This is a genomic window from Chlorobium sp. (assembly GCF_036528655.1).
Taxonomy (GTDB): Bacteria; Bacteroidota; Chlorobiia; order Chlorobiales; family Chlorobiaceae; genus Chlorobium.
In genome coordinates this window covers 320,037-341,212 of sequence record NZ_JAIGND010000030.1, presented here as the reverse complement: position 1 = coordinate 341,212, position 21,176 = coordinate 320,037, and the positions used below count along the sequence as shown (strand labels likewise).

Sequence of the window (21,176 nt, the reverse complement as noted above, 5' to 3'; positions counted from 1 at the left end):
GTCAGAAAAAGTTCGGTTCAGAACCGTTCGAGTTGAGCTGAATCTAAAAAAAAATCCCTTAACTCATAACTTTATTAAGCATAAGAACAACTTATGTGTAAATATATTTACCGATAAACCTGAAAACCCTAATAAACACAAACAATACAAGTGCCGTAATCGGTACGATCACGCTCTGGGTGAGCACAAACGACCCGGTAAAACCTGACAGGAAGGGGGCGAGCAGCGAAGAGAGAAACATCCATACAATCGGAGCCCAAGCGAAAGCGAGAATGAACGGAAGCCCTTTTTTCATAAAGAGCTTCCTTGTTCCGATATCGGGAAACAGTTTCATAACGGCTGGAAAAACAGGGTTTCTATCTGTGCGGCCATTGAAGGATCAAGATCCCTGAGGATATCATACTCCTTTTTCAGCCCCTTCATATCTCCTTGAGACACATAATACATGGCAAGCTTGCAATGCGGTTCGGCACCTTGCGGATCGAGCTCGTAAGCTTTTTCGAAGGCCTCTTTGGCCTTTCCGGGCTCTCCGGTATCGAGATAGACATCTCCAAGCACACAATAAAGCCCTGCATCTGAAGGATCCTTGTGAAGAGCTGCCTGCAGGGTTTTCAGCGCGGCCTCCTCCTTGCCGAGAGTAAGCTGGATGAAACCAAGATGGCGATAGGCATCGAGAAAATCACGGTCGAGTGCAATCGTCCGGAGAAAATCGCAGCCGGCCTTCCGGTAATCGTTCATTGACAGATAGACCACGGCCCTCGCATAAAAAGCACGCGGATCCCGCCTGCGCTCAAGGAGCATTCCGTCAAGCAGTTCCAGTGCCTGGCTGTTCCGCTCATGCTGCAGATAGCAGAGGGCAAGATCATAACGGAGGTCTGCGTCCTCAGGGTTGTCACGAAGTGCGGCCTCAAGTTTCTCTATCTCTTTCACGTGTTCGATGCTTTAGGGATTGACGGCACAAGTTCGTGCTCCAGTGTGTGCTGGATATTGTAAAGAATTTCCAATTCGTCGGTTATCATGTCTGCCAGCCAACAGGCAAATTCCGGGGATTCATTGATGCAGCGAACATACTGCGCTCTCCTGAAACCTGCACGGTCAAGCACCTTACGGGCCTCGTACTCGGTTTCGCTGTTATCGGCGAAAAAACCGTAGGGAAACATCACAACAGTCTCGATGCCCTCTTCCTGAAATGCGGCAAGAGCTTTCTGCACGGTTTCCGATGTCCACTCTCCACCCGCCGAATGGTTCATGCAGCCCTGACGGATATCAGTGAAACAGTTTCTGGGATCGTTCATGATACGCTCTTTCATCAGATCGAAAAAAAGCCTCGTTTCATCGAGACCGGTAAAAACTTTCGGCGGATTTCCGGCCCTGTCCCTTACAAGGGTTCCATGTATGACCAGCACCAGCCCGGTTCGAGCGGTGCCTTTAATTGATGCATCGAGTTCGGAAAAGAGGTAATCGATATAAATCCGGTGCAGTTCCGGCTCTTTCCAGAGCTTGTTGAGCAGGCGGATGCTGCCGTAGCGCATATCGCCGAACTGTTCGGCTATCATTCTGCATGCGACGCCGCATGAAAACGCCGACTCGACGGGAATCATCGGCACAATGACAATTCCATCGTAGTTCCGTTCGTTCTCTTTGAGCACATCCTCGAGGTACGGAGGGACGAAATAGTATGCATCGAATATATCGGCATCGAGTGAATCGAAAATATCCGCGCGGCTTTCGGCAAGGCAACGGGCTATCGCCCTCGTCTGGGCCCTGTTGATCGACAGCAGCGATGAACGGTAGCCGTTCAGCCGCCAGTTGATGAAATGCCTGGTCGAACGGTAATCGGCAATGAAATAGACAAGAAACTTCGGAACCTTCACTATCTGGCTGGTAATTACCTTGAGTATCCGTCTTGAACTCGGCCAGAGATTCCGCAACGTCAGCTTCTCTACCTCACCATACGTAACGATCAGAACTGCATACCGTTTTTTCCCTATAACCCTATCCACCATGTCAGTTCGGCATACATTAAAACAAATCCTATGATCCCGCCAACAAGTGTCTGCATGAAATTATGCGCTTTCAGATATATTCTCGACCACATGAGAAGGGGAACCAGAACACAAAGAAACAATGCTCCGGAACCGAACTGCAGGAACAGCAGCGAGATGCATGACGAAAGCGTAAAGAGATGAATGCTGATCTTCCATTGCAGGGTAACAAGGAGAATAAGCACCGTATTGACGGCATTGAACAGAAGAATGCCGCTGAGCAGTCTGGGCGCATCGAGCTGCTGCATGAACTCGTAACCAAGAACGTTCACCCCTGTCAGCACAAGCAGTGGAAGAAAACGCTGTTCCCTGAACGTAATATTGTAATCCGAAACCTTACCGATTTTTTTCAGTCCGTAAATCAGCAGCATAGGCGCAACCGTGCTTGATGCAAAAAGAACCGTCAGATAGGAAAACCTCGAAGGATCTTCAGGATAACCGAACAGCACGACAACGCAGAATACCAGAGGAGCCACGACAACAGGACTTATTGCCCATGAAAGCAGATCTGCAAAACGGTGAACGTCAAAACGCATGAGCACAACAAGTCGATAATAAAGAAAATTATGCGTATTATGGCTCGAAAGTTATTAACAAAGATAGTTTTTATAAAATAAAAAACCGCGTATATTCTTTGTCCATAGGCGAGAGTGGTGAAATTGGTATACACGCTAGTCTTAGGAACTAGTGCCGTGAGGCGTAAGGGTTCGAGTCCCTTCTCTCGCACGTCGTTTTTTTACAGGCCAAAGTGGCGGAACTGGTAGACGCGCTGGACTCAAAATCCAGTGGGCGCAAGCTCGTGTGGGTTCGAGTCCCACCTTTGGTACCATTGCTACAAAATAAAACGATCCATACAGCCCTGCCATGCAGCGAATGTACTCACCCTGGCGTGAAGTTTACATGCAATCCTTCAAGGATGTCAAAACTGCCATAAAGGAAGAGAAATCGGTCTTTTCAGACATTCCTCCCGAACAGGATGAAGAACGTTTCGTATTGTACCGCGGTAAAACCTGCTTCATCATCATGAATCTTTATCCGTACAATTGCGGGCATCTCATGGTGATTCCATACCTGCAGACCCCTGACTTTTCAGCTCTCGACAACGAGACTAAACTGGAGATCATGGATCTCACCGATCTCTGCATCAAGGCGCTTAAAGAAACCCTTAAACCGCAGGGTTTCAACTTCGGAGCCAACCTCGGCCGCGTCGCAGGAGGAAGCGTTGATACCCATATTCATTTCCATATCGTGCCCAGATGGGAAGGCGATACCAATTTCATGCCAGTACTTGCCGATGCCAAAGTGCTCAGCAACGACATGAAAACCACCTACAGCAACCTCAGAAAAGCCATTCTGGCGCTGGTTCAGGAAAAACAGAGCTGACATCTCCAGGTGACTCCCCGTTTACAATGGAAAACTCGGTCTGCCCGATAAGCGGCAAAAGGGATTTCGAACCTTTTCTCGCGGTTCCGGACCGTTTCAGACCTGATTCGCGCTGGCAGATCGTTCGATCCCGCCCCTCAGGGCTGCTCATGCTCGATCCGAGACCGTCTTTTCCCGAAATCAGCCGTTTCTATGGCCAGGAGAGCTACGATCCCCATCTGCATGACGCCATGGCAGGATCGTTGCGCAACAGGCTTTATCTTGCCGCCAGAACGCTCCTGCTCAATCGCAAAGCCTCTCTGGTGCTGTACGGCGAAAAAAAAACCTTGACCGGCTGCCGGATACTGGAGATCGGCTGCTCGACCGGAGATCTCCTGCGCCATCTGAAGCTCGCCAGAGGAATTCCTGCCGGACATCTTCGAGGCATCGAAACCGATCCTGAAGCTGCCGCTGTTGCAGAAGCGAAAACAAACGTGCCGATTGATCGACATCCCGCCGGAAGATCGCAGAGCAGAAAAGCGTTCGACCGGATCGTGCTGTGGCATGCATTCGAGCATGTGCATGACCTGCACAGCCTGCTTAACAACATTTCCGAGCAGCTTGACCGCCAGGGAACCGTGGTGATGGCGTTGCCGAATCCCGAAAGCCGCGATGCAAGGCACTACCGCCAACACTGGGTGGCATGGGACGCTCCGCGACATCTCTGGCATTTTACCCCTTCTGTGCTTGAAGCACTTCTTGCAAAACACGGCTTCGAACTCTGCAGGATGGTACCCTACCTGCCGGATACGCTCTATACCTGCTGGTACAGCGGTAAATTGGCCGCAAGAGAGTACGGCCGAAGTTTCGGACTCGCCGGGATAGCCGAAGCTCTCGTGCAGGCTGCTGCCGGAATCGCGTCAGCTCCGTTCAGCCGGGAGAAGGCCTCGACACTGGTCTACTATTTCAGAAAGGCTCGCTGATCCCTTCACCCCTTGAGTTCAGCCGGTGCGCCGGAACGTCCGAGCGCGCGATCGAGCAGCACGCTCGCCATCAGATAATCGTACACCGCCTGCAGATAATTGGTTTTAGCCTTGTTGAGCTGCAGCTCCGCATCGATGAGTTCGAGACGCGAACCGATACCCTCGCGAAAACGCAGTTGGGATATGCGGTAGCTCCGTTCGGCAACGGAGATGGTTTTCGATTGCACCTCGATACGCTTTCGGGCCTCATTGAAAGCCGACAGGCGCACTTCGATCTCGGCCCTGATGTTCGCCTTAAGATCGGCAAGCCTCGTCATGACCTGCAGGCGCGATATCCTGGCCTGCTCAACCTTCGCGCCGATCCTGAAACCGGTGAAAATCGGCATACTGACCTGCAGACCCACAGCGGCCGAGACCGGCCAATCGGAGTCGGCAAGACTTACGTCATCGTTGAACGCAGTCTGAGCTTGAAGCTGACCGAAAGCCGACAGCACGGGAAAGCGCTCCGATCTGGCTGAAAACACCTTCTGATCCTCGGCCTCAACCTGCAGTTCGAGCTGCCTCAGATCAGGCCTCGATAGCAACGCCTCCTGGCTGGCCTCAGCGATTTGTGCAGGATAAGACGAAGGCAGAACTTCAAGCCTGCCGGTCAGGGTTACGTCACTCTCGGAGGGAATTCCCATGGCGTTCTTCAGTTTCGTCATGGTAATGCCCACCATGTTCTCTGCCTGGATCAGGTCGGGGCGAAGGTTCTCAACCGAAAGAAAAGCCTGCAGGGTATCGATATCTGCGGCAATTCCCTGGCGGAACATGGCCCGCGTATCACGCTGAGCCAGCTCCCACCGTTCGATGCTCTGGCGGATAAGCTGCAGCCGGTCGCGGGAAATCAGGGCATCGAAATATGCCTGTTTGATGTCGGCTACAACCGCCGACCTGGTATTACGGTAAGACTCGTCACTTATTTTACGAACCACGGACGCCGCCCTGATACCGGCTATGGCCGAACCATCGAAGAGTTTCTGGCGCAGGTCGAGCGTTGCTGAGGCACTGTTGTCGGCACTGATTTCGAGAGGTATAAAAGAATTCGGATTGGGAGAACCGGAAAAAACATCCGGAAAAAAAAGAACGGAAGGCTTGAGTGTCCTGGTATACGTGAAACTCGTCGTAAGCTGCGGCAGCACTTCCGACCAGGTCTCGCGTATTTTCCCGGAAGCCATCTCTCGATCGAGACGGGCTAATTCGAGAGCGCGGCTTTTTGAAAGACCGAGACGTACGGCATCGTCGAGCGTCAGACTGTAACGCGACGAATCCGTTGCGGCGGTTGCCCCTCGGGGATGTAATGCAAAAGAGATGAGCAGCAGAACGAATGAGACCAGCGACAGAACGAACCTGTTCATGACAATCGTATTGAAATAATACCGAGAAACAGCGAATCCGGATTATGGCTCCAATATACAAAGAGAGGAATCATCGAAAAAATTCACTTGCCGTATCGATCCTTCCACAGAGCCCGGAGCCGGTCGGCAGCGATTTTTTCGCGACCCTCTTCCGTAGGACGATAGAAAAGCTGAGGTGACACTCCCTCGGGAAAATAGGTTTCCTCAACGAAATGTCCCGGAAAACGGTGCGGATATCGGTATCCTTCCCCGTACCCGATCTCTTTCATGAAGGCGCCCGAAGCGTTGCGCAGGTGAAGAGGCACGCCGGTATCCTGAAATAGTTTCGCTGAGCGCATTGCCTCATTCACCCCCTCGTAGCTCGCATTCGATTTTGGAGCCGAGGCGAGATATGTCACCCCCTGGGCGAGGTTGATGCGCGCTTCGGGCAGACCGATCATCTGCACGGCCTGGAACACCGATACGGATAGGGTGAGCGCGAAGGGATCGGCATTTCCGACATCCTCGCTGGCGAAAACAACCATCCTGCGCGCGATGAAAAGCGGATCCTCGCCGCCCTCCAGCATGCGCGCAAGCCAGAAAAGCGATGCATCGGGATCGCTGCCCCGCATCGACTTGATGAAAGCGGAGACCGTATCGTAGTGAGCTTCGGCTCCCTTATCGTAGATCGGGGCCTTATGCTGCAGAGCCCGCTCGAGCAATGGACGATCAAGCCTCACCTGACGCTGTCCCGCAGGCACGAGGGCAAGCGCCGCCTCAAGCGCGTTAAGCGCCTTTCGTGCATCTCCTCCGGCAAACTGCAGAAGAAAATCGAGATCCGGGATCTCCACCTGCCTCTCCTTCAGAAGCGTATCGCACGCAAGGGCTCTATGAACTACCGCCTCGATATCTGTATGGGTAAGCGGTTTGAGAATATAGACCTGCATGCGGCTGAGCAGCGCGGCGTTCACCTCGAACGACGGATTCTCGGTAGTAGCCCCGACAAGAATCACAAGCCCCTGCTCTATGGCGTGCAGCAGCGTATCCTGCTGTGCCTTGTTGAACCGGTGGATCTCGTCGATGAACAGAATGGTACGCAGTCCTGAACGTTGGGCCTGGCGTGCACTTTCGAGCGCCTTGCGAACATCCTTCACTCCGGCGTCGATAGCGGACAGCTGTTCAAAACGGTAGTGCAGCGATCGGGCGCAGATATCTGCGAGCGTGGTCTTGCCGGAACCTGGCGGGCCCCAGAATATCATGGAAGGAAGCCTGCCGGTCTCAAGAAAGCTGCGCAACGGTCCATCCCTGCCCGCAAGATGCTCCTGTCCGGCAAGATCATCAATCGAACGTGGACGCACCCGCTCGGCCAGCGGCTGGAATTCTCCGCCTGAAGCTCCGGAGCCTGCATCCGGAAGACCGAACAGATCGGCCTGAAAAAGATCGGGTACGCTCATCTAAAAACCGTTTTCCCTGAGCCACCCTTCATCGATGCGCGAAACGGAAGCAGCCGGGGCCGCGGTCTGCAGCTGACGCGCTGCATACTTGCCGAGAATATCGAACTCAAGATTTACCCTGCTGCCCGGTACAAGTCTGCTGATAGTTGTATGCGCGAAAGTGAAGGGAATGATCGCCACAGCGAAAGAGGACTCGCCGAGCCTTGCAACAGTGAGGCTTATACCGTCAATAGCAATCGACCCGGCTGGCACCATGTATGCGTTGAAAACGGCGGGATAACCGATCCATATCTCGCGGCTCGATCCCAGTTCACGCACCTTGCCGACCTCGCCGACGCAATCTACATGACCCAGCACGAAATGGCCTCCGAGTCTGTCGATCGGACGCAGCGCCCTTTCGAGATTGACCGGCATGCCGCTGCGAAGCGATCCGAGAGTGGTTTTCAGAAGCGTCTCCTCGACGGTATCAACCTCGAACCACCCGTTTCCAACAGCCACGACGGTCTGGCAGGCGCCGCTGACGCTGACGCTCTCGTCAATCGTAAGAGAGCTGAACGCCTCTGAACCCGCATGCACCACCCGCAGACGCAATCCGCCGTTTCTTTTCTGCGCTGCGTCTACGGTGCCCACATCCTTCACTATTCCCGTAAACATCCGATTGATGACTTGTTACCAGTTACCTTCACCTTAAAAGCAATATACGGCAACCCCGGGTAATTGCCGTTACGTACATCGTTCATCCATAGATAACAAACCCCGCTGCAGGCACCGTAATGCACACCGACGCGCCCTGACGGGCTTCGACCGTAACGTCGAGATGCTGGGTCCCTTCCGCTGTGCTGAAAAGGCACCGCATGATGCTGCCCGGAGAATGGATCGAACTGTCGACAACGACATACACCCTCAATGCCTGCAGAGTATCGGTATTGACTGCGCAAAGCATCTCGCTGTCCGCGAAAATGCGCGACCATGCTATAACCCAGCGCAGCGATCCACCCATCGGCTGGGGATAATAAAAATCCCCGTCATAGCCTGTAGCGGAAACCTGCCGCAGGTACTGCCTTCCCCGGCGCAGCTCGATACGCTGCTTCCGGATAGCGGTAAGGTCGCTTACGAAGCTGTAGACCGGATGTTTTTCGTTAAAAAAATGCTTCCCCGTGCTCTGTCGGGAACCGAACCGGCCGCCGAACATGCACTCTCTGAGGAACACATCACTCCAGGAATCGTCGCCCTGGCGATGGTCGGCGCCGTTGAATGCCTGTTCGGTACCGTAATAGATGCACGGAATACCCGAAGATGCAAGATTCACGCCAAGCGCGGCCGGAAGCAGCAACTCGCTCTGCGGAGCATCGCCGGCAAAACGGAACTTCTGCTTCACCCCGACCTGGTCGTGATCGTCGAACATCGTCACAATATGGCTGCCGTACCACTGCCGGGTATGCTTGTTGTCGAGCAGGCTGTTGCGGAAAAGATCGAAATACCCCTCCTGCTCTTCAGTATCGGGATTGCCCGGACTGCGCCATCCCTTTATCATGAACTCCAGCTTGTCAGCAATATCGTTGATACCGAGAGCTGCATCGAGGCCCGTATTGTCGAGAATCGATGCAGCATAACTCCTTCCGCCGGTAATTTCGCCGATGATATAGAAATTCTCCTTGCCGATCGAAGCCGCGAACTCGTGTACCGCAGTCGCAAAATAGCGAACTGCGCCGGGCTCCATATGCTTCACGGTATCGAGGCGATACCCGTCAATATCCGTATAGGCTATCCAGAACTTATAGATAACCGACAGGTCTTTCAGCGCCTGCGATGGCCTGAACTCGCGGATCCGTCGCTGCAGGTCCCAGGCTGCAGAAGGATCTTTGAGTCCTTCACCGAGATTGACATCCTTCAGCGTACAGAAATCGCCATCGAGAAACTCCGGGAATCCGTCCCAGTTCCTGATTTCGCCATGCCTCGACCAGACGGTCGCATGCTGGAGTTCGACAGGCCAGACCGCACCATCGAAATCCGCATTCTCATCCACATCAAAAGGGATGCTTCCCGAGTCACCGCTGCGGCTGCGATAGCCCTGCACAGGCCACTGATGGCCGTCATGATAGGTATACTGCCGGTTCCCTTCATATGAGAAAACGTCACCGGCATGATTGATGATGATATCGAGAATAACCCTTATACCCAGGGAATGCGCGACCTGAACGAAATCCTTCAGCTCCTCGCGGGTACCGAAATGCGGATCAACATCGAGATAATTCTGGATGCCGTAACCATGATAATCGCTGCTGCCGGTCACCTGGCGGAACACGGGACTTATCCAGACTGCAGTAATTCCGAGCCGCTTCAGGTATCCGAGTTTTTCCTTCATGCCGGAGATTGTGCCGCCGCACCAGCCCTTGCCTGCCTCGAACCAGCTCTCCCTATCTGCCGTTCCTGCATCGCTCTCCTGCGCAAACAGCGGGGTGCTCCTTTCGCCTGAAGGCTCTGTAACCTGTTTGCCATCGTTATCGGCAAACCCGCCGAACTCTCTGCCGTCAGAAAACCGGTCAAGAAACAGAAAATAGAGCACTTCGTCCTCCCATGCAGCCGGGGACGGATGATACGTGACGCCTTCGACAAGCCTTGCAAAATCGATCTCCCTGAGGCTGCGCTCCACAACCCTTTTTCCCTCTCCCTGACTAATGCCGATCATAAATACTGATAGTTTTGGGGTTGACAGTATCCGAACATTCATCGCATGCAGTATACGTATAAAATCACACCTCTGATCAAAAAGAAACCGTTTCGGCAGCAAAAAAAAAGCCCGCACGAGGCAGGCTTGGCAAAGAAACGCAGAAACAATCAGATACCGTAAAGGTGTCTTGCCGCGTCACAGAAGCTCCTATGCAAGAGCCTTCAGTGCGGCCTGATAATCCGGCTCCTGTACGATTTCTGACACAAGTTCGCTGTATGCAACCTTGTGCTCGTTATCGACAACGATAACGGCACGGGCAAGCAATCCTTTCAATGGACCGGTAACCAGCTCCACCCCGAAATCCTTGCCAAAAGCGGGAGAACGGAACACTGAAAGCGAAATCACATTGTTCAACCCCTCGACCTCGCAGAACCGTTTGTGAGCAAAAGGCAGGTCCGCCGAAATGCAGAGAACGACGGTATTGTCGAATGAAGCCGCTTCATGGTTGAAGCGACGCACCGACGCCGCACACACCGCGGTATCGAGACTCGGAAAAATATTCAACACAAGCTGCTTGCCCTCAAAATCGGCAGGACCTGCTTCGGAAAGATCGGATTTCACCAGACAGAAAAAAGGCATTTCGGAGCCGATAGCCGGAAGTTCGCCGCAGGTTTCGACAGGGTTGCCTTTCAGCGTGACTGTAGCCATAAATGTGTGAATTTATTGTTGTGTAAAGGTAATAACGAGGACGTTGCAGAAAAGATTAAACGAAAACCTGTCCGGACTGCAGAAAGTTTCAATCTGCTGAACCTTTATTCCCGCAATCGACAAACGCAGGTAACGTGAACCCGGTATTGCCGGTTACGACAAATCCTTTTCATCACGACAGCATTGCAATAGTATGCTGCTAATGCCAGCCGCAAATGAGCGACTGATTATAAGCTCCCCGATAATGCCGGAGGGAGCGGACGCAGCAGGAAAGCGCCTCAGTCGCGCACGATGGTAACGGCGTCGCGCACGCGTACCCAGTTGAAAAGCTTTTCGGCATCGGTCATCAAGAGACGCACGCAGCCGTGCGATGCCGGATAACCCGGCAGTGACTGCTGATGCATGAAGTAGCCACTGTAGTAATTGATCGAAAACGGCATGGGCGCATTGTCGTACTTGATAGAGCGCTTGTGACGCTGCTTGTAGTTCACGAAAAATCTGCCAGGATGCGTTGGATACGTCTTCCTGCCGCTCGATATCGGCCCCCAGAACACCAGTTTGCCCGACTCGTAGGCGCCGAAGTACTGACTGGAGAGAAACACCCGTATCTCGCGAGCTCCCCTTCCGTCGGTCAGGAGTTCGGGAACAGGGATATATCTGGCTGCTTTCTGCAGATCAACCGGCATGAGCACAGCTCGACCTGCAGGTACAAGTTTGCGGTCAATACGGTTGACTTTCATGTATATGCTCTGGCAGAGGGAGTCCCTTCCGCAATAATTCGACAGGGCTTCGGCTTTTTTCAGCTTCTGCAGAACAAAGCCTTCCGGGACAGGCTGAGCTGTTTTCGAATCGTTTTTTTTCTCCTCCGGATCAGGAACCGATACAGCTTTCAGGGAATCCGCAGCAGAAAGTTCCTGAGCAGCGAATGCGGGTTGCCCGATAGGGGCGGAATCGGACAACGAGGCCTCCCTTGAGAGCTGTGCCGTTGCGGTTTGTCCGGATGCTCCGGCTGCTGTCCGGAATGCCGAAAGAAAAAAGATCAGGAACAGACTCAGGAAAACCATACCGTAAGAATGCGCCGAACGAGAATGAAATAATGCAGTCATAGCCGTGTTTCAAACCATCGCCATTGATTATTAAGATGCGTTTCAGCATAGGAATGACATACGGGCTCATGGTACACCGGAACATAACCCGTTCATCGCTTCAGATACGTTTGCTCCACAACTAAATTTAACAAAAACACAAAAGAAATGGACAAAAAAAATCCCCTTACCGCACCCGTCAGAAGCACTGCGGCAAAAGGAAATCGTGATCGAAAAAACGAATGACACCGGATAATCAGAAATACTTCAAAAGCGGATCAGGCCATTCAATTCAATCGACCGTTCGATCCTCCGAGCGAAAAACGGCCTGCTCCGAGAAATACGATCGCCAGCGACCCGAACAGGTAGAGCGCTTGCAGCTCGAGCGCATAGGCCCCGTGCTCATTGAACGAGAAAAGGTCTCCCATATGTACAAGGTATACCGCCATGACCATTACGAATGCAACCATCATTGCAGCTGCACGGGCATAGACCCCGAGGATGATCAGGAGCGGAGCGAGAATTTCACCGACAAGTATTCCATGCGACAGATAGTCGGGCAACCCTGATTTCAGGAGCATCTGTTTGATGGATCCATAGCCATAGTGCAATTTGTGAAGACCGTGAAAAAGCATCAGTCCGCCGACCGAAAAACGCAACAGCAGCTTGCCGAAATCGGAGGAAAACATCCTGTCAAACATGCCATCTCCCTTTCTTGCGATATTTCGTTTCATAGTTACCAGTATTACATCTCACATGGAAATATATGCGGTGAGAAGAAGATCGGCCCCGAAAAAAACCGGCGGCCCCATATCGAGTCCGACCGCCAGATCCGGCGACGTGACGCCAAGGGGAGCGAATGCGCTCAGACCGTCGCCGCCGAACAGTTTGGGCGCAATGAACAGATAAAGCTTGTCGGCAAGCTTCGCATTAATGAACGATGAGACCATGCGGCTCCCTCCCTCGACCAGCACGGAGAGCACGCGACGTTCGTGCAGTGCTGCAAGCACAGCCGCGAGATCGAGTCCGCATTCCCGCCCTTCGACAGCAAGTACGGTAACGCCTTTTTCTGAAAGTCTGGCGGCTTTCTGAGATTTATGCAATGCCGGCGAGGTGAAAAGAACGGTTTTGGCTTCATCGCTGAAAACGCCTGCGTTTTCCGGAATGCTGAGCCGGCTGTCGAGAACCACGCGCAAAGGATTGCGCCCGGCGCAATGACGCACGGTAAGCCGGGAATCGTCTGCCATGACTGTTGCGGCCCCGGTCAGAACGGCATCATAATGACAGCGGAGACGATGCACCTCGCGGCGGGCATCGTCTCCGGTAATCCATTTCGATGCTCCGGTTGCTGTGGCGATCTTGCCGTCGAGCGTCTGGGCGAGTTTGAGTGCCACAAAAGGGCGACCTTTTCGGTGGCTGGTAATGAACGCTTCGTTGATTTTCCCGGATTCTTCCTGAAGAACTCCTTCGATAACCTCAACACCGGCAGCAAGCAGTTTTTCGATCCCCTTGCCGGCCACCTTGATATGCGGATCCCGGCAACCGATAACTACTCGCGGGATACCCTTTTCGATGATCAGGTCGCTGCAGGGAGGTGTTTTGCCGAAATGCGAACATGGTTCCAGGTTGACATAGAGCGTTGCCTGCCTCAGGAGGGCTTCGTCGGCGACAGCCGCCACGGCATTGACTTCTGCATGAGGGTCTCCGTACTTCCTGTGATATCCTTCACCAATTATCCGGCCGTCCGCAACAATAACCGAACCGACCATGGGATTCGGACTCACGCTGCCGGCGCCAAGCCGGGCAAGTTCGAGACAGCGGCGCATATAGCGTACGTGCATGGCGCTGCTCTCACCCCCTTTTTCAGCAATCGCCGACATGAACCTGCACCAGTCTGATTCCCGAAAGACGGAGCAGTTCGTCAATATGCTCGATCTTGTAAGGCTTATCGTAATAGATAGTTTTGATGCCGACGTTGATGAGCACTTTCAGGCAGTGGATGCATGGGCTTGCCGTGATGTAGATATCGGCATCCTTGATAGAAACCCCATGCCTGGCCGCCTGGGCTATGGCATTGATTTCAGCATGAATTGTATTGACGCAGTTCTCCTCCACCGTACCGTCGGGGTGGGTGCTGCGATAGATTCTGCAGTTGGTTTCGTTGCAGTGCGGCAAGCCGGAAGGGGCTCCGTTATAGCCGGTCGAGAGAATATTGTGATCCCTTACGATAACCGCACCGATATGCCCTCGGGTGCAGGTCGCACGACGCGATATCAGATGTGCAACGCTCATGAAATACTCATGCCAGCCCAACCGTTTTTCAGTATCCCCGTGGCCATCGCAGCCTCGATCCGAGCAGCACCCGCCTGAACCGTGTTTTTCCTCCATTGCCATACTTTTTAATACATTAAATGAATATGACTATAATAAGGGCACACTCGAAAAAGCGTCTTGAGCACCCGGAGTGCAAGGCGGACGGAGCAGAGAAACCGGAGTGTACACGTTGTACATGAAGATTTCGAGCACCGACCAACGCGGCAATCCGGGTGCGGAATAACTTTTTCGAGGTGCCCATAAAATAGGTAAAAAAAATCCGCTTGAGCAACTCATGCACCGCAATTACTTTACGCTTTATCATACCGCGATGGAACTGCATGCGAGGCTTGCCGGCGGGTTCGTCTTCGAGATCCACTCACAGCAGAAAAACGAACTGACGCTCAGTTTCATCACTCCTGCCGGAGAACACCTGCAGGTAATAATGGTGTTGCGGCTCCCGGAACTGTGCCTTTTCACAAGGGAGGGGATAAACCGCCGCAAACGGCAGAGCGCGAACCTGCTTCAGGACGCCTGTGAACGGGAAGTCCATGGAGTCTCGATGTCGCCCTGCGACCGTGAAATACTCATCAGCCTTTCCGGAGACTGTACGCTTGTACTGAGACTTTTCGGCGCATCAGCCAACGCGTTTCTCGTCACGGAAGAAGGGGTTATTGCCGATACCTGTATTGCCGGAAAGAGCCTTGCCGGAACTGCATATTGCGATAAAGCCGACCTGTCGTCACCTGATATCATCAGGGAACTCGAAAGACTTTCTCAGCAGAAAGAGCGTTTTTTTGCGCTTGTCGGAAACACTGAAGGCAGTAAACCGCAACTCGCCCCCGGCTCTCTGCCGGGTTTCGATCAGGCAATGCTTCGCACCCTTTCCGAACGGGCAGGTGAAAGCGGCGATCCTGAGCATCTTTTCGATGCTTTCAGCGACATGTTCTACGAATTGCTCGATCCGATGCCGCAGACCGGACGAACACCGGAAGGCAAACCTCTCTTCAGCATCCTGCACCGCCCTCTGCCGGAGAGCGCAGGGTATGCATCTGTGCTCGAAGGACTGAACCGGTACAGCTCGGCCATGTGGAGCTGGCTGCACGCCATCAGGGAACGGGGCGAGTTCGAAACGAAATTGCGGCAGCAATTGCGCAAAATCGAAAAGGAACTGCAGGAGTACGATCCCGGTATGCTTGCCGGAAAAGCCGATGAATATCAAACCAGAGGCCATCTGCTCATGGGGGCGCTTTCGTTTGAACGCTCTCTGCCGGACATCATAACCGTACCCGACATCTTTCATCCCGACCAACCGGATATCTCCATCAGCCTGAAACCTGAGCTCTCTCTGAGCGACAACGCTGCGGAATATTTCAGAAAAGCCGCCAAAACACGAGAAAAACTCGGAACCATGGAGCGGCGAAAAACAGAACAGGAAGAACGCAAAGCACTGCTTGAATCGCTTTCCGGAGAAATCACCGCCCTCCTTTCCCCAAAAGAAGTAAAACAATTCCTCGAAACCCGCAGATCGGAATTGCGGAGAACCGGCATAGAGCCGGCAAAAACCGCTTCCGGAATATCCTCCCGATTCAGAACCGTTAAACTTACGGCATCGGCCACGCTCTATATCGGCAAAAATGCGACAAACAACGATCTGCTCACATTCTCTTTCGCCAGGCCGAATGATATCTGGCTCCATGCAAGGGGCTGTTCAGGCTCGCACTGCGTGCTGCGCGGAGTCACCCTCCAGCAGAAAGATGAGATCCGCAAAGCAGCGGAGTATGCGGCAAGGTACTCGGCCGCAAAACATTCCGGACTGGTGCCGGTAATGTATGCCCTGAAAAAACATGTGCGCCGTTCGAAACGGCTTGCGCCGGGCCAGGTCATGCTCGAACGGGAAGCGGTTATCATGGTTCACCCTGCAACAGAAGCGGATTGAGCAGGTTTTTCCGCTTTTGCGGAACGATATACGGTTTTAATTCCTTACCTTGGGCAGGTTCCTCAACCTGACCGACTGCACAGCCCGATATCCTGAACCGGTAATAACTCCTGGCCAGAGAATGGAAAACTATAAACTTGTGCTGCCCGAACACCTGAACCACTACGGGTTTCTTTTCGGCGGCAACCTTCTGAAATGGATTGACGAGGTAAGCTATATCGCCGTCACGCTTGATTATCCCGGCTGCAACTTCGTTACCGTCGGTATGGACAAGGTTGAATTCCGTAGAAGCATCCGGGGCGGCACCATCCTCTGCTTCGTAACCGAAAAAAGCCGGATCGGTGATACATCGATCGAGTATACGGTAAACGTCTATAAAGACAGCATCGAGACAGGAGAACGCTTTATCGTCTTCAGCACGAATATCACCTTTGTCTGTCTTGATGAAAAAGGTCATAAAAAAACCATCTGCGGCAACGAAGGATGACAAAAATATGGAACAGCGCTGAACGATTCGATCGTTCCGCGGCGCAATGGGATGAAAACCCTCGCCGAACGGCACTTGCAGAAAACGTTGCGAAAGCCATCATGGAAGCAGTAACACCCGGATCTTCAATGCGGGCGATGGAATTCGGCTGCGGTACCGGGCTGGTAACGCTGGCGCTGGCGCCATATCTCAAATCCATTGCGGCAATCGACACCTCGGAAGAGATGCTTGCCGTGCTGCAGAAAAAAATCGAAACACTCGACATTCCCAACGTTCAGCCGATCCAGGCAGACCTTGTGCACGATACCCTCAGTCCGGTACCATCCGAAAGCCTTGACTTCATCTGCAGCAGCATGACCCTGCACCATATAGCCGATACTTGTGCGCTTCTTGAAAAACTATGTGGACTGCTCCGCCCCGACGGCACACTGGCCATGGCCGACCTTGACCGTGAAGACGGATTCTTTCATGACGACGGTACCGAAGAGGTGCATCACGGTTTCGAGCGTCCAGCGCTGCAGGCCATGCTTGAAAAGGCCGGCTTCCGGAACGTCGCATTCCGGACGGTTTGCGAAGTAAAAAAAATCAATCGCGCCGACAGGGAAGCCGTGTACCCGATCTTTCTTGTAACCGCAGTTAAAGCATAACCGTACTACAATGCCAATGCCTTTCAAAGCCGTTATTTTCGACCTTGACGGAACGCTGCTCGACACGCTTGAAGATGTCATCAACACCCTCAACGTCGTGCTCGATATGCATAACTACCCGACTCACAGCCTCGATAAAGGGCGCTATCTTGTCGGACACGGCATGCGGGAACTGGTCAGGAAAGCACTTCCTGATAACACGGCAACGGAAAAACTGATTGACAGACTGCTTAAGGATCTGATGAACCATTACAGCTTCAACTGGAACAGAAACTCGAAACCCTATCCCGGCATCGCCCGCATGCTCGACGACCTCACCCGAGAAGGGCTGAAAAAAGCCATCCTGTCCAACAAAGCCGACGCTTTCACGCAGCTCTGCGCACAGGAACTGCTTGCGGAATGGTCATTCGACGTGGTAATGGGCCATCACGAAGCAATTCCCCACAAGCCCGAACCGGAAGGAGCGCTGCTCATTGCCGGAATGCTGGAAAACGCACCGGAGGATATTCTGTATGTAGGAGACAGCGGCATCGACATGCTGACGGCATCTCGAGCAGGCATGTACCCGCTCGGAGTGCTCTGGGGATTCAGACCCGCAGAAGAACTGCTCGAAAACGGAGCAAAAACGCTCGTTGAGAAGCCGGAAGAAATAACGAAGTTCCTTGGAATTACATAAAAGCAGAGCGCCTGAGTTGATCAGCACAAGCTGATCAACTCGGGCGCCATCCGCTCCAATCCGTGGGCAACTCTCCTCTCTACCGACTCACCTCTCCTCCCTCCTCTCTCCTGTCTCCTAAAAAGTCACCGTCACGCCAACAAGCGGCACCGAATCCGCCACGGATTCGTCGCAGCCCCGCTCCATGCGATCCTCTTCGTCATTGATCATATTGCCCACTGCCAGTCCGACGGCAGTTCCTATTGCCGCGCCGACGATGGTATCGGAAAGCCAGTGTTTGTCGTCATAGACACGCTGCATGGCCGTCAATGTCGAAAGTGCGTAGAGGCCCGCTGTCGCCCAGGGGCGCCGCACTCTCGTGGCGAGTGCGGAGGATACCGCAAACGCCGCGGTTGCATGGCCGGAAGGAAACGACCAGTTCGGGTTTTCATCGGCAAACAGCGAAAAGCGCATATTGCCTTCGTTTTTGTAAGGACGACTCCGACCGGAAGTTGCTTTCAGAACCCCGGTAATCATCATGGCAAACGTATGAGCTTCGATCACCGCCCTGCCGGTCAGCCGGACATCGTCAGCGCCTGCAAGAATTCCGCCGAGATAGATCAGCGAACCAATGCCATAACCGGTACGAACCCTGCCATAGTAATCGCCGACAGGCATCACGGCATCGAGAAACGGAGTGTGATGGTGCATGGCGAAGTCGCGGACCGGTTCGTCAATAAAGAGCGTCGACAGGGTTGCCGCTCCGGCTACGGCAGCTACCCTCATCCAGTCGCTATCGTCGAAATGAGCCGGCGAAGAGAACACCCCCCTGAAATCGCGATAAAACCCTGTGGCGTCCTGTGAGAACATATCACCGGTACTTTCGGCCCTGCCTGTCCGGGGAAAGAATACCAGCAGGATCGTGAAAGCAAAAAAGATGACCGGAATCACGCCCTCAGCAGCTACGCAGCGGAAAGCGGACATTTTGCGGTGAACGCTTAACATATGCCGCATGTTATAGTGAAAAATCCATAACCCGGCCATGAGTTCCGGCCGATTTTCAGAATGTACTTCTTTTATGGATAATACGACATCGATCACAGAGAAGGCTGCAGATTACGTGTTCCGACTGTTCAGGGAAAGAGAGAACGGATGCTGCCCCTATCACAACTATGCTCATACCGCTGAAACCGTTGATACCTGCCGGGAAATAGCTGAAGGCATGAAGGCGACGGCGGCAGAAACAGAGATCCTCCTGCTCGCTGCATGGTTTCACGATACCGGCTTTCTTTTCGGCATCCAGGATCATGAGCAGAAAAGCACTGAAATAGCAAGGGGTTTTCTCAAGGAAAACGGTTATCCGGAAGAGGATATCGAACAGGTATGCCTGTGCATCCTTGCGACGAAACTGCCGCAACAACCCCGTTCAATGCTTGAAGAGATCATCTGCGATGCCGATCTCTCACATCTCGGAAAACCCGGATACCGCCAGAAAAGCGAACTTGTAAGACTCGAACTGGAAAAAAATGAAAACAGGAGCTTCAGCGATATCGAATGGCTGAAGCTTAACATTGATTTTTTCAACAGAAATCCGTTCCGAACGAAATATGCAAGCCTTGCTTTCAACACCGATCGAAAGAAAAATCTTGTCGATCTGCATCAGCGGCTGAGAAAAAAAAACAGCACGAATGAAAATGGTGCGGACAGCAATCAGGAGTCGGAAGAGAAGGAAAAGAAAAAAACAAAAGGCAAGACCGTGCCGGAAAGAGGCCTCGAACGCAACATGGAGGTCTACTACCGAACCTCGTCAAGAAACCATGTCGATTTCAGCGCCATTGTCGATCACAAAGCAAATATAATGATCCAGACAAATTCGCTGATTTTTTCTATCATCATCTCCCTTCTGGTCAGAAAACTCGACGAATTTCCTGAACTGGTGGCGCCGACTTTTGTGCTGCTGCTCAGCTGCGTGGCGACCATCATCACTTCAGTGCTGGCAACACGGCCGAAGGTGACGAGGTCTAATACCACCCTGGAAAGCATCAGGGAGAGAAAAGCCAATCTTCTCTTTTTCGGGTCATTCATCAACCTCCGGCTCGATGAATTCGAATGGGGCATGAAAGAGATGCTTAACGACAAGTCGTACTACATCGACAATATGATACGCGACACCTATTTCCTGGGAAAAGTGCTTGATTACAAATACAGATTCCTCCGCCTGTCATACGATATTTTCATGATCGGGCTGGTTGTATCGATTGGCCTTTACGCCTTCGCTTTCATGAAATGAGCGCACAGCGCCTGCAGTTTGCCTTAACCATCGATACGGTAGAGGCAGACGTCCTGCATACGGCCTTTGAGCTTCAGACAGCCAATGAACTCACTGTGGAGTTGATTCAGGTTCTTGATGGGAAAAAGGAGGAACAACTCTTCGGAAACCAGCAGGCTCGCATGATGAGCCACGCATTCGGCCTGGATTCTTGAAGCGGTATTGACGGTATCTCCATGAAAAACTACCTCTTTTTTCAGATCGCCGACCTCCCCGGCAATAACTTTTCCGGCATGCATGCCGGCCTTGAACTTCGGCTTGAAATGATAAGCGCTCATGTACTTGTCGGAAAGCTCTTCCATCTTGCTCTGGATCTCGAAGAAACATCGCACGCAATTAATTTTTTTCGCGCCCTGTCTTATATCCCAGGTGACAACGACGGCATCACCGACATATTGATAGACCTCCCCGGAATACCGTGAAATAATATCCGAAATATCGTTAAACACGTCATACAGCAGATCATGGTAACGCGTATGGCCGAGTTTTTCGGCTACCGAGGTTGATCCGTAGAGGTCCATGAACATGAACACACGCTCTTCCTCATGAGGAATACGATAACGGTCCGTCACCGTATCGAGGATTTTTTTTTCACCTACACGACTGACAATCAGATGAAATGTCCGGATGGGAAACGAAACAAAGAAGAGAAAAAGCAGCAAGGGAATACTTTCGGGATGCAGGAAAAGACGAATGGATGATTCAGGGTCGCCGTATCCGGGAACTGAAACAGCTATAACCGCATGCTCTATACCTGTACAGATAAAAAGACCGGCCATTGCAGCCAGTACATAAAGCACCGTACCCGCCAGCAATGACCAGAAAAAGCCGAGGTTTTTCGTCAGTCCTGTAACAATATGGAGGTTGGCTGCGGCAACCGTCAGACCGGAAGCCAGTGCGAGTGCAAAAAAATGAAAAACAGAGTGCGCATCCTGAGAAAAGGGGTAAGCGAACATCGTTTTTCCTGCAACTGTCATCAAGAGAAAATAAGCGATGAACGCCATCAGATATTCGGCTGTGATCCAGAATGCGGTTACTGTTTTCTGAATGGTCTTGTTTTCAAACTTCATCGGCTTAATGTATTCACGTCGAAAAACGGCAATCCTTTTTTGCAATATCTGC

Annotated in this window: 21 protein-coding genes and 2 tRNA genes; 9 read left to right on the top strand and 14 right to left on the bottom strand. The window is 52.5% G+C overall.

The window, feature by feature from the left end:
* Positions 1-330: 330 nt before the first annotated feature.
* The 3 genes from K4305_RS09365 to K4305_RS09355 are packed head-to-tail and all read right to left on the bottom strand — an operon-like array spanning position 331 to position 2,581.
* Entirely contained in the window at positions 331-930 is a 600-nt protein-coding gene (locus K4305_RS09365; protein WP_331562150.1) for a tetratricopeptide repeat protein, read from the bottom strand.
* Positions 927-2,006, bottom strand: a complete 1,080-nt coding sequence (locus K4305_RS09360; protein ID WP_331562149.1) for a ferrochelatase — start codon at positions 2,004-2,006, stop codon at positions 927-929. The genes K4305_RS09365 and K4305_RS09360 overlap by 4 nt, the downstream gene beginning before the upstream one ends.
* Complete coding sequence (locus K4305_RS09355) at positions 1,988-2,581, bottom strand: hypothetical protein (RefSeq protein WP_331562148.1); 594 nt, start codon at positions 2,579-2,581, stop codon at positions 1,988-1,990. The genes K4305_RS09360 and K4305_RS09355 overlap by 19 nt, the downstream gene beginning before the upstream one ends.
* Positions 2,582-2,689: 108 nt before the next feature.
* Here K4305_RS09355 and K4305_RS09350 point away from each other — a divergent pair.
* From K4305_RS09350 to K4305_RS09335, 4 genes are all read left to right on the top strand, one after another.
* Positions 2,690-2,771, top strand: a tRNA-Leu gene (locus tag K4305_RS09350).
* Positions 2,772-2,787: 16 nt separating this feature from the next.
* Positions 2,788-2,874: transfer RNA gene (locus K4305_RS09345), tRNA-Leu, on the top strand.
* A gap of 35 nt (positions 2,875-2,909) precedes the next feature.
* Entirely contained in the window at positions 2,910-3,428 is a 519-nt protein-coding gene (locus tag K4305_RS09340; RefSeq protein WP_331562147.1) for an HIT family protein, read from the top strand.
* A gap of 26 nt (positions 3,429-3,454) precedes the next feature.
* Positions 3,455-4,390, top strand: coding sequence for a class I SAM-dependent methyltransferase (locus K4305_RS09335; RefSeq protein ID WP_331562146.1), 936 nt, complete (start codon positions 3,455-3,457; stop codon positions 4,388-4,390).
* 5 nt (positions 4,391-4,395) lie between these two features.
* On the opposite strand, the gene K4305_RS09330 is transcribed toward K4305_RS09335, so the two are convergent.
* The 9 genes from K4305_RS09330 to K4305_RS09290 form a co-directional block, all read right to left on the bottom strand.
* A complete protein-coding gene (locus K4305_RS09330; protein WP_331562145.1) occupies positions 4,396-5,787 on the bottom strand; it encodes a TolC family protein in 1,392 nt (463 codons plus the stop codon).
* An 83-nt stretch (positions 5,788-5,870) separates the two neighbouring features.
* Positions 5,871-7,220 carry a replication-associated recombination protein A gene (locus K4305_RS09325; protein WP_331562144.1) on the bottom strand — a complete coding sequence of 450 codons (1,350 nt, stop codon included), beginning with the start codon at positions 7,218-7,220 and terminating at the stop codon, positions 5,871-5,873.
* On the bottom strand, positions 7,221-7,874 hold the full coding sequence (locus K4305_RS09320; protein ID WP_331562143.1) for a riboflavin synthase: 654 nt from the start codon (positions 7,872-7,874) through the stop codon (positions 7,221-7,223).
* 82 nt (positions 7,875-7,956) lie between these two features.
* Positions 7,957-9,909, bottom strand: coding sequence for an alpha-amylase family glycosyl hydrolase (locus K4305_RS09315; protein ID WP_331562142.1), 1,953 nt, complete (start codon positions 9,907-9,909; stop codon positions 7,957-7,959).
* Positions 9,910-10,098: 189 nt separating this feature from the next.
* Positions 10,099-10,599, bottom strand: coding sequence for a thiol peroxidase (gene tpx / locus K4305_RS09310; RefSeq protein ID WP_331562141.1), 501 nt, complete (start codon positions 10,597-10,599; stop codon positions 10,099-10,101).
* A 278-nt stretch (positions 10,600-10,877) separates the two neighbouring features.
* Complete coding sequence (locus K4305_RS09305; protein ID WP_331562140.1) at positions 10,878-11,705, bottom strand: L,D-transpeptidase; 828 nt, start codon at positions 11,703-11,705, stop codon at positions 10,878-10,880.
* Between the two features lie 266 nt (positions 11,706-11,971).
* Entirely contained in the window at positions 11,972-12,418 is a 447-nt protein-coding gene (locus K4305_RS09300) for a DoxX family protein (protein ID WP_331562139.1), read from the bottom strand.
* Positions 12,419-12,436: 18 nt separating this feature from the next.
* Complete coding sequence (gene ribD, locus K4305_RS09295; protein WP_331562138.1) at positions 12,437-13,564, bottom strand: bifunctional diaminohydroxyphosphoribosylaminopyrimidine deaminase/5-amino-6-(5-phosphoribosylamino)uracil reductase RibD; 1,128 nt, start codon at positions 13,562-13,564, stop codon at positions 12,437-12,439.
* Positions 13,548-14,072: a deoxycytidylate deaminase gene (locus K4305_RS09290; protein WP_331562137.1), complete on the bottom strand. Its 525-nt coding sequence runs from the start codon at positions 14,070-14,072 to the stop codon at positions 13,548-13,550. Before K4305_RS09290 ends, ribD begins: the two co-directional genes overlap by 17 nt.
* A gap of 220 nt (positions 14,073-14,292) precedes the next feature.
* On the opposite strand from K4305_RS09290, the gene K4305_RS09285 reads away from it, so the two are divergent.
* The 4 genes from K4305_RS09285 (at position 14,293) to K4305_RS09270 (ending at position 17,746) form a co-directional block, all read left to right on the top strand.
* Positions 14,293-15,936, top strand: coding sequence for an NFACT RNA binding domain-containing protein (locus K4305_RS09285; RefSeq protein WP_331562136.1), 1,644 nt, complete (start codon positions 14,293-14,295; stop codon positions 15,934-15,936).
* Between the two features lie 121 nt (positions 15,937-16,057).
* The gene (locus K4305_RS09280; RefSeq protein WP_331562135.1) at positions 16,058-16,423 is read left to right on the top strand and encodes an acyl-CoA thioesterase; all 366 of its coding nucleotides are present in this window, start codon (positions 16,058-16,060) and stop codon (positions 16,421-16,423) included.
* Complete coding sequence (locus tag K4305_RS09275; protein WP_331562134.1) at positions 16,420-17,070, top strand: class I SAM-dependent methyltransferase; 651 nt, start codon at positions 16,420-16,422, stop codon at positions 17,068-17,070. The genes K4305_RS09280 and K4305_RS09275 overlap by 4 nt, the downstream gene beginning before the upstream one ends.
* 16 nt (positions 17,071-17,086) lie before the next feature.
* Positions 17,087-17,746 carry an HAD family hydrolase gene (locus tag K4305_RS09270; RefSeq protein ID WP_331562222.1) on the top strand — a complete coding sequence of 220 codons (660 nt, stop codon included), beginning with the start codon at positions 17,087-17,089 and terminating at the stop codon, positions 17,744-17,746.
* A gap of 117 nt (positions 17,747-17,863) precedes the next feature.
* On the opposite strand, the gene K4305_RS09265 is transcribed toward K4305_RS09270, so the two are convergent.
* Positions 17,864-18,709, bottom strand: a complete 846-nt coding sequence (locus tag K4305_RS09265; protein ID WP_331562133.1) for a phosphatase PAP2 family protein — start codon at positions 18,707-18,709, stop codon at positions 17,864-17,866.
* 94 nt (positions 18,710-18,803) lie between these two features.
* On the opposite strand from K4305_RS09265, the gene K4305_RS09260 reads away from it, so the two are divergent.
* Entirely contained in the window at positions 18,804-20,015 is a 1,212-nt protein-coding gene (locus tag K4305_RS09260; protein ID WP_331562132.1) for a Pycsar system effector family protein, read from the top strand.
* Between the two features lie 23 nt (positions 20,016-20,038).
* On the opposite strand, the gene K4305_RS09255 is transcribed toward K4305_RS09260, so the two are convergent.
* A complete protein-coding gene (locus tag K4305_RS09255) occupies positions 20,039-21,124 on the bottom strand; it encodes an adenylate/guanylate cyclase domain-containing protein (RefSeq protein WP_331562131.1) in 1,086 nt (361 codons plus the stop codon).
* Positions 21,125-21,176: the final 52 nt, after the last annotated feature.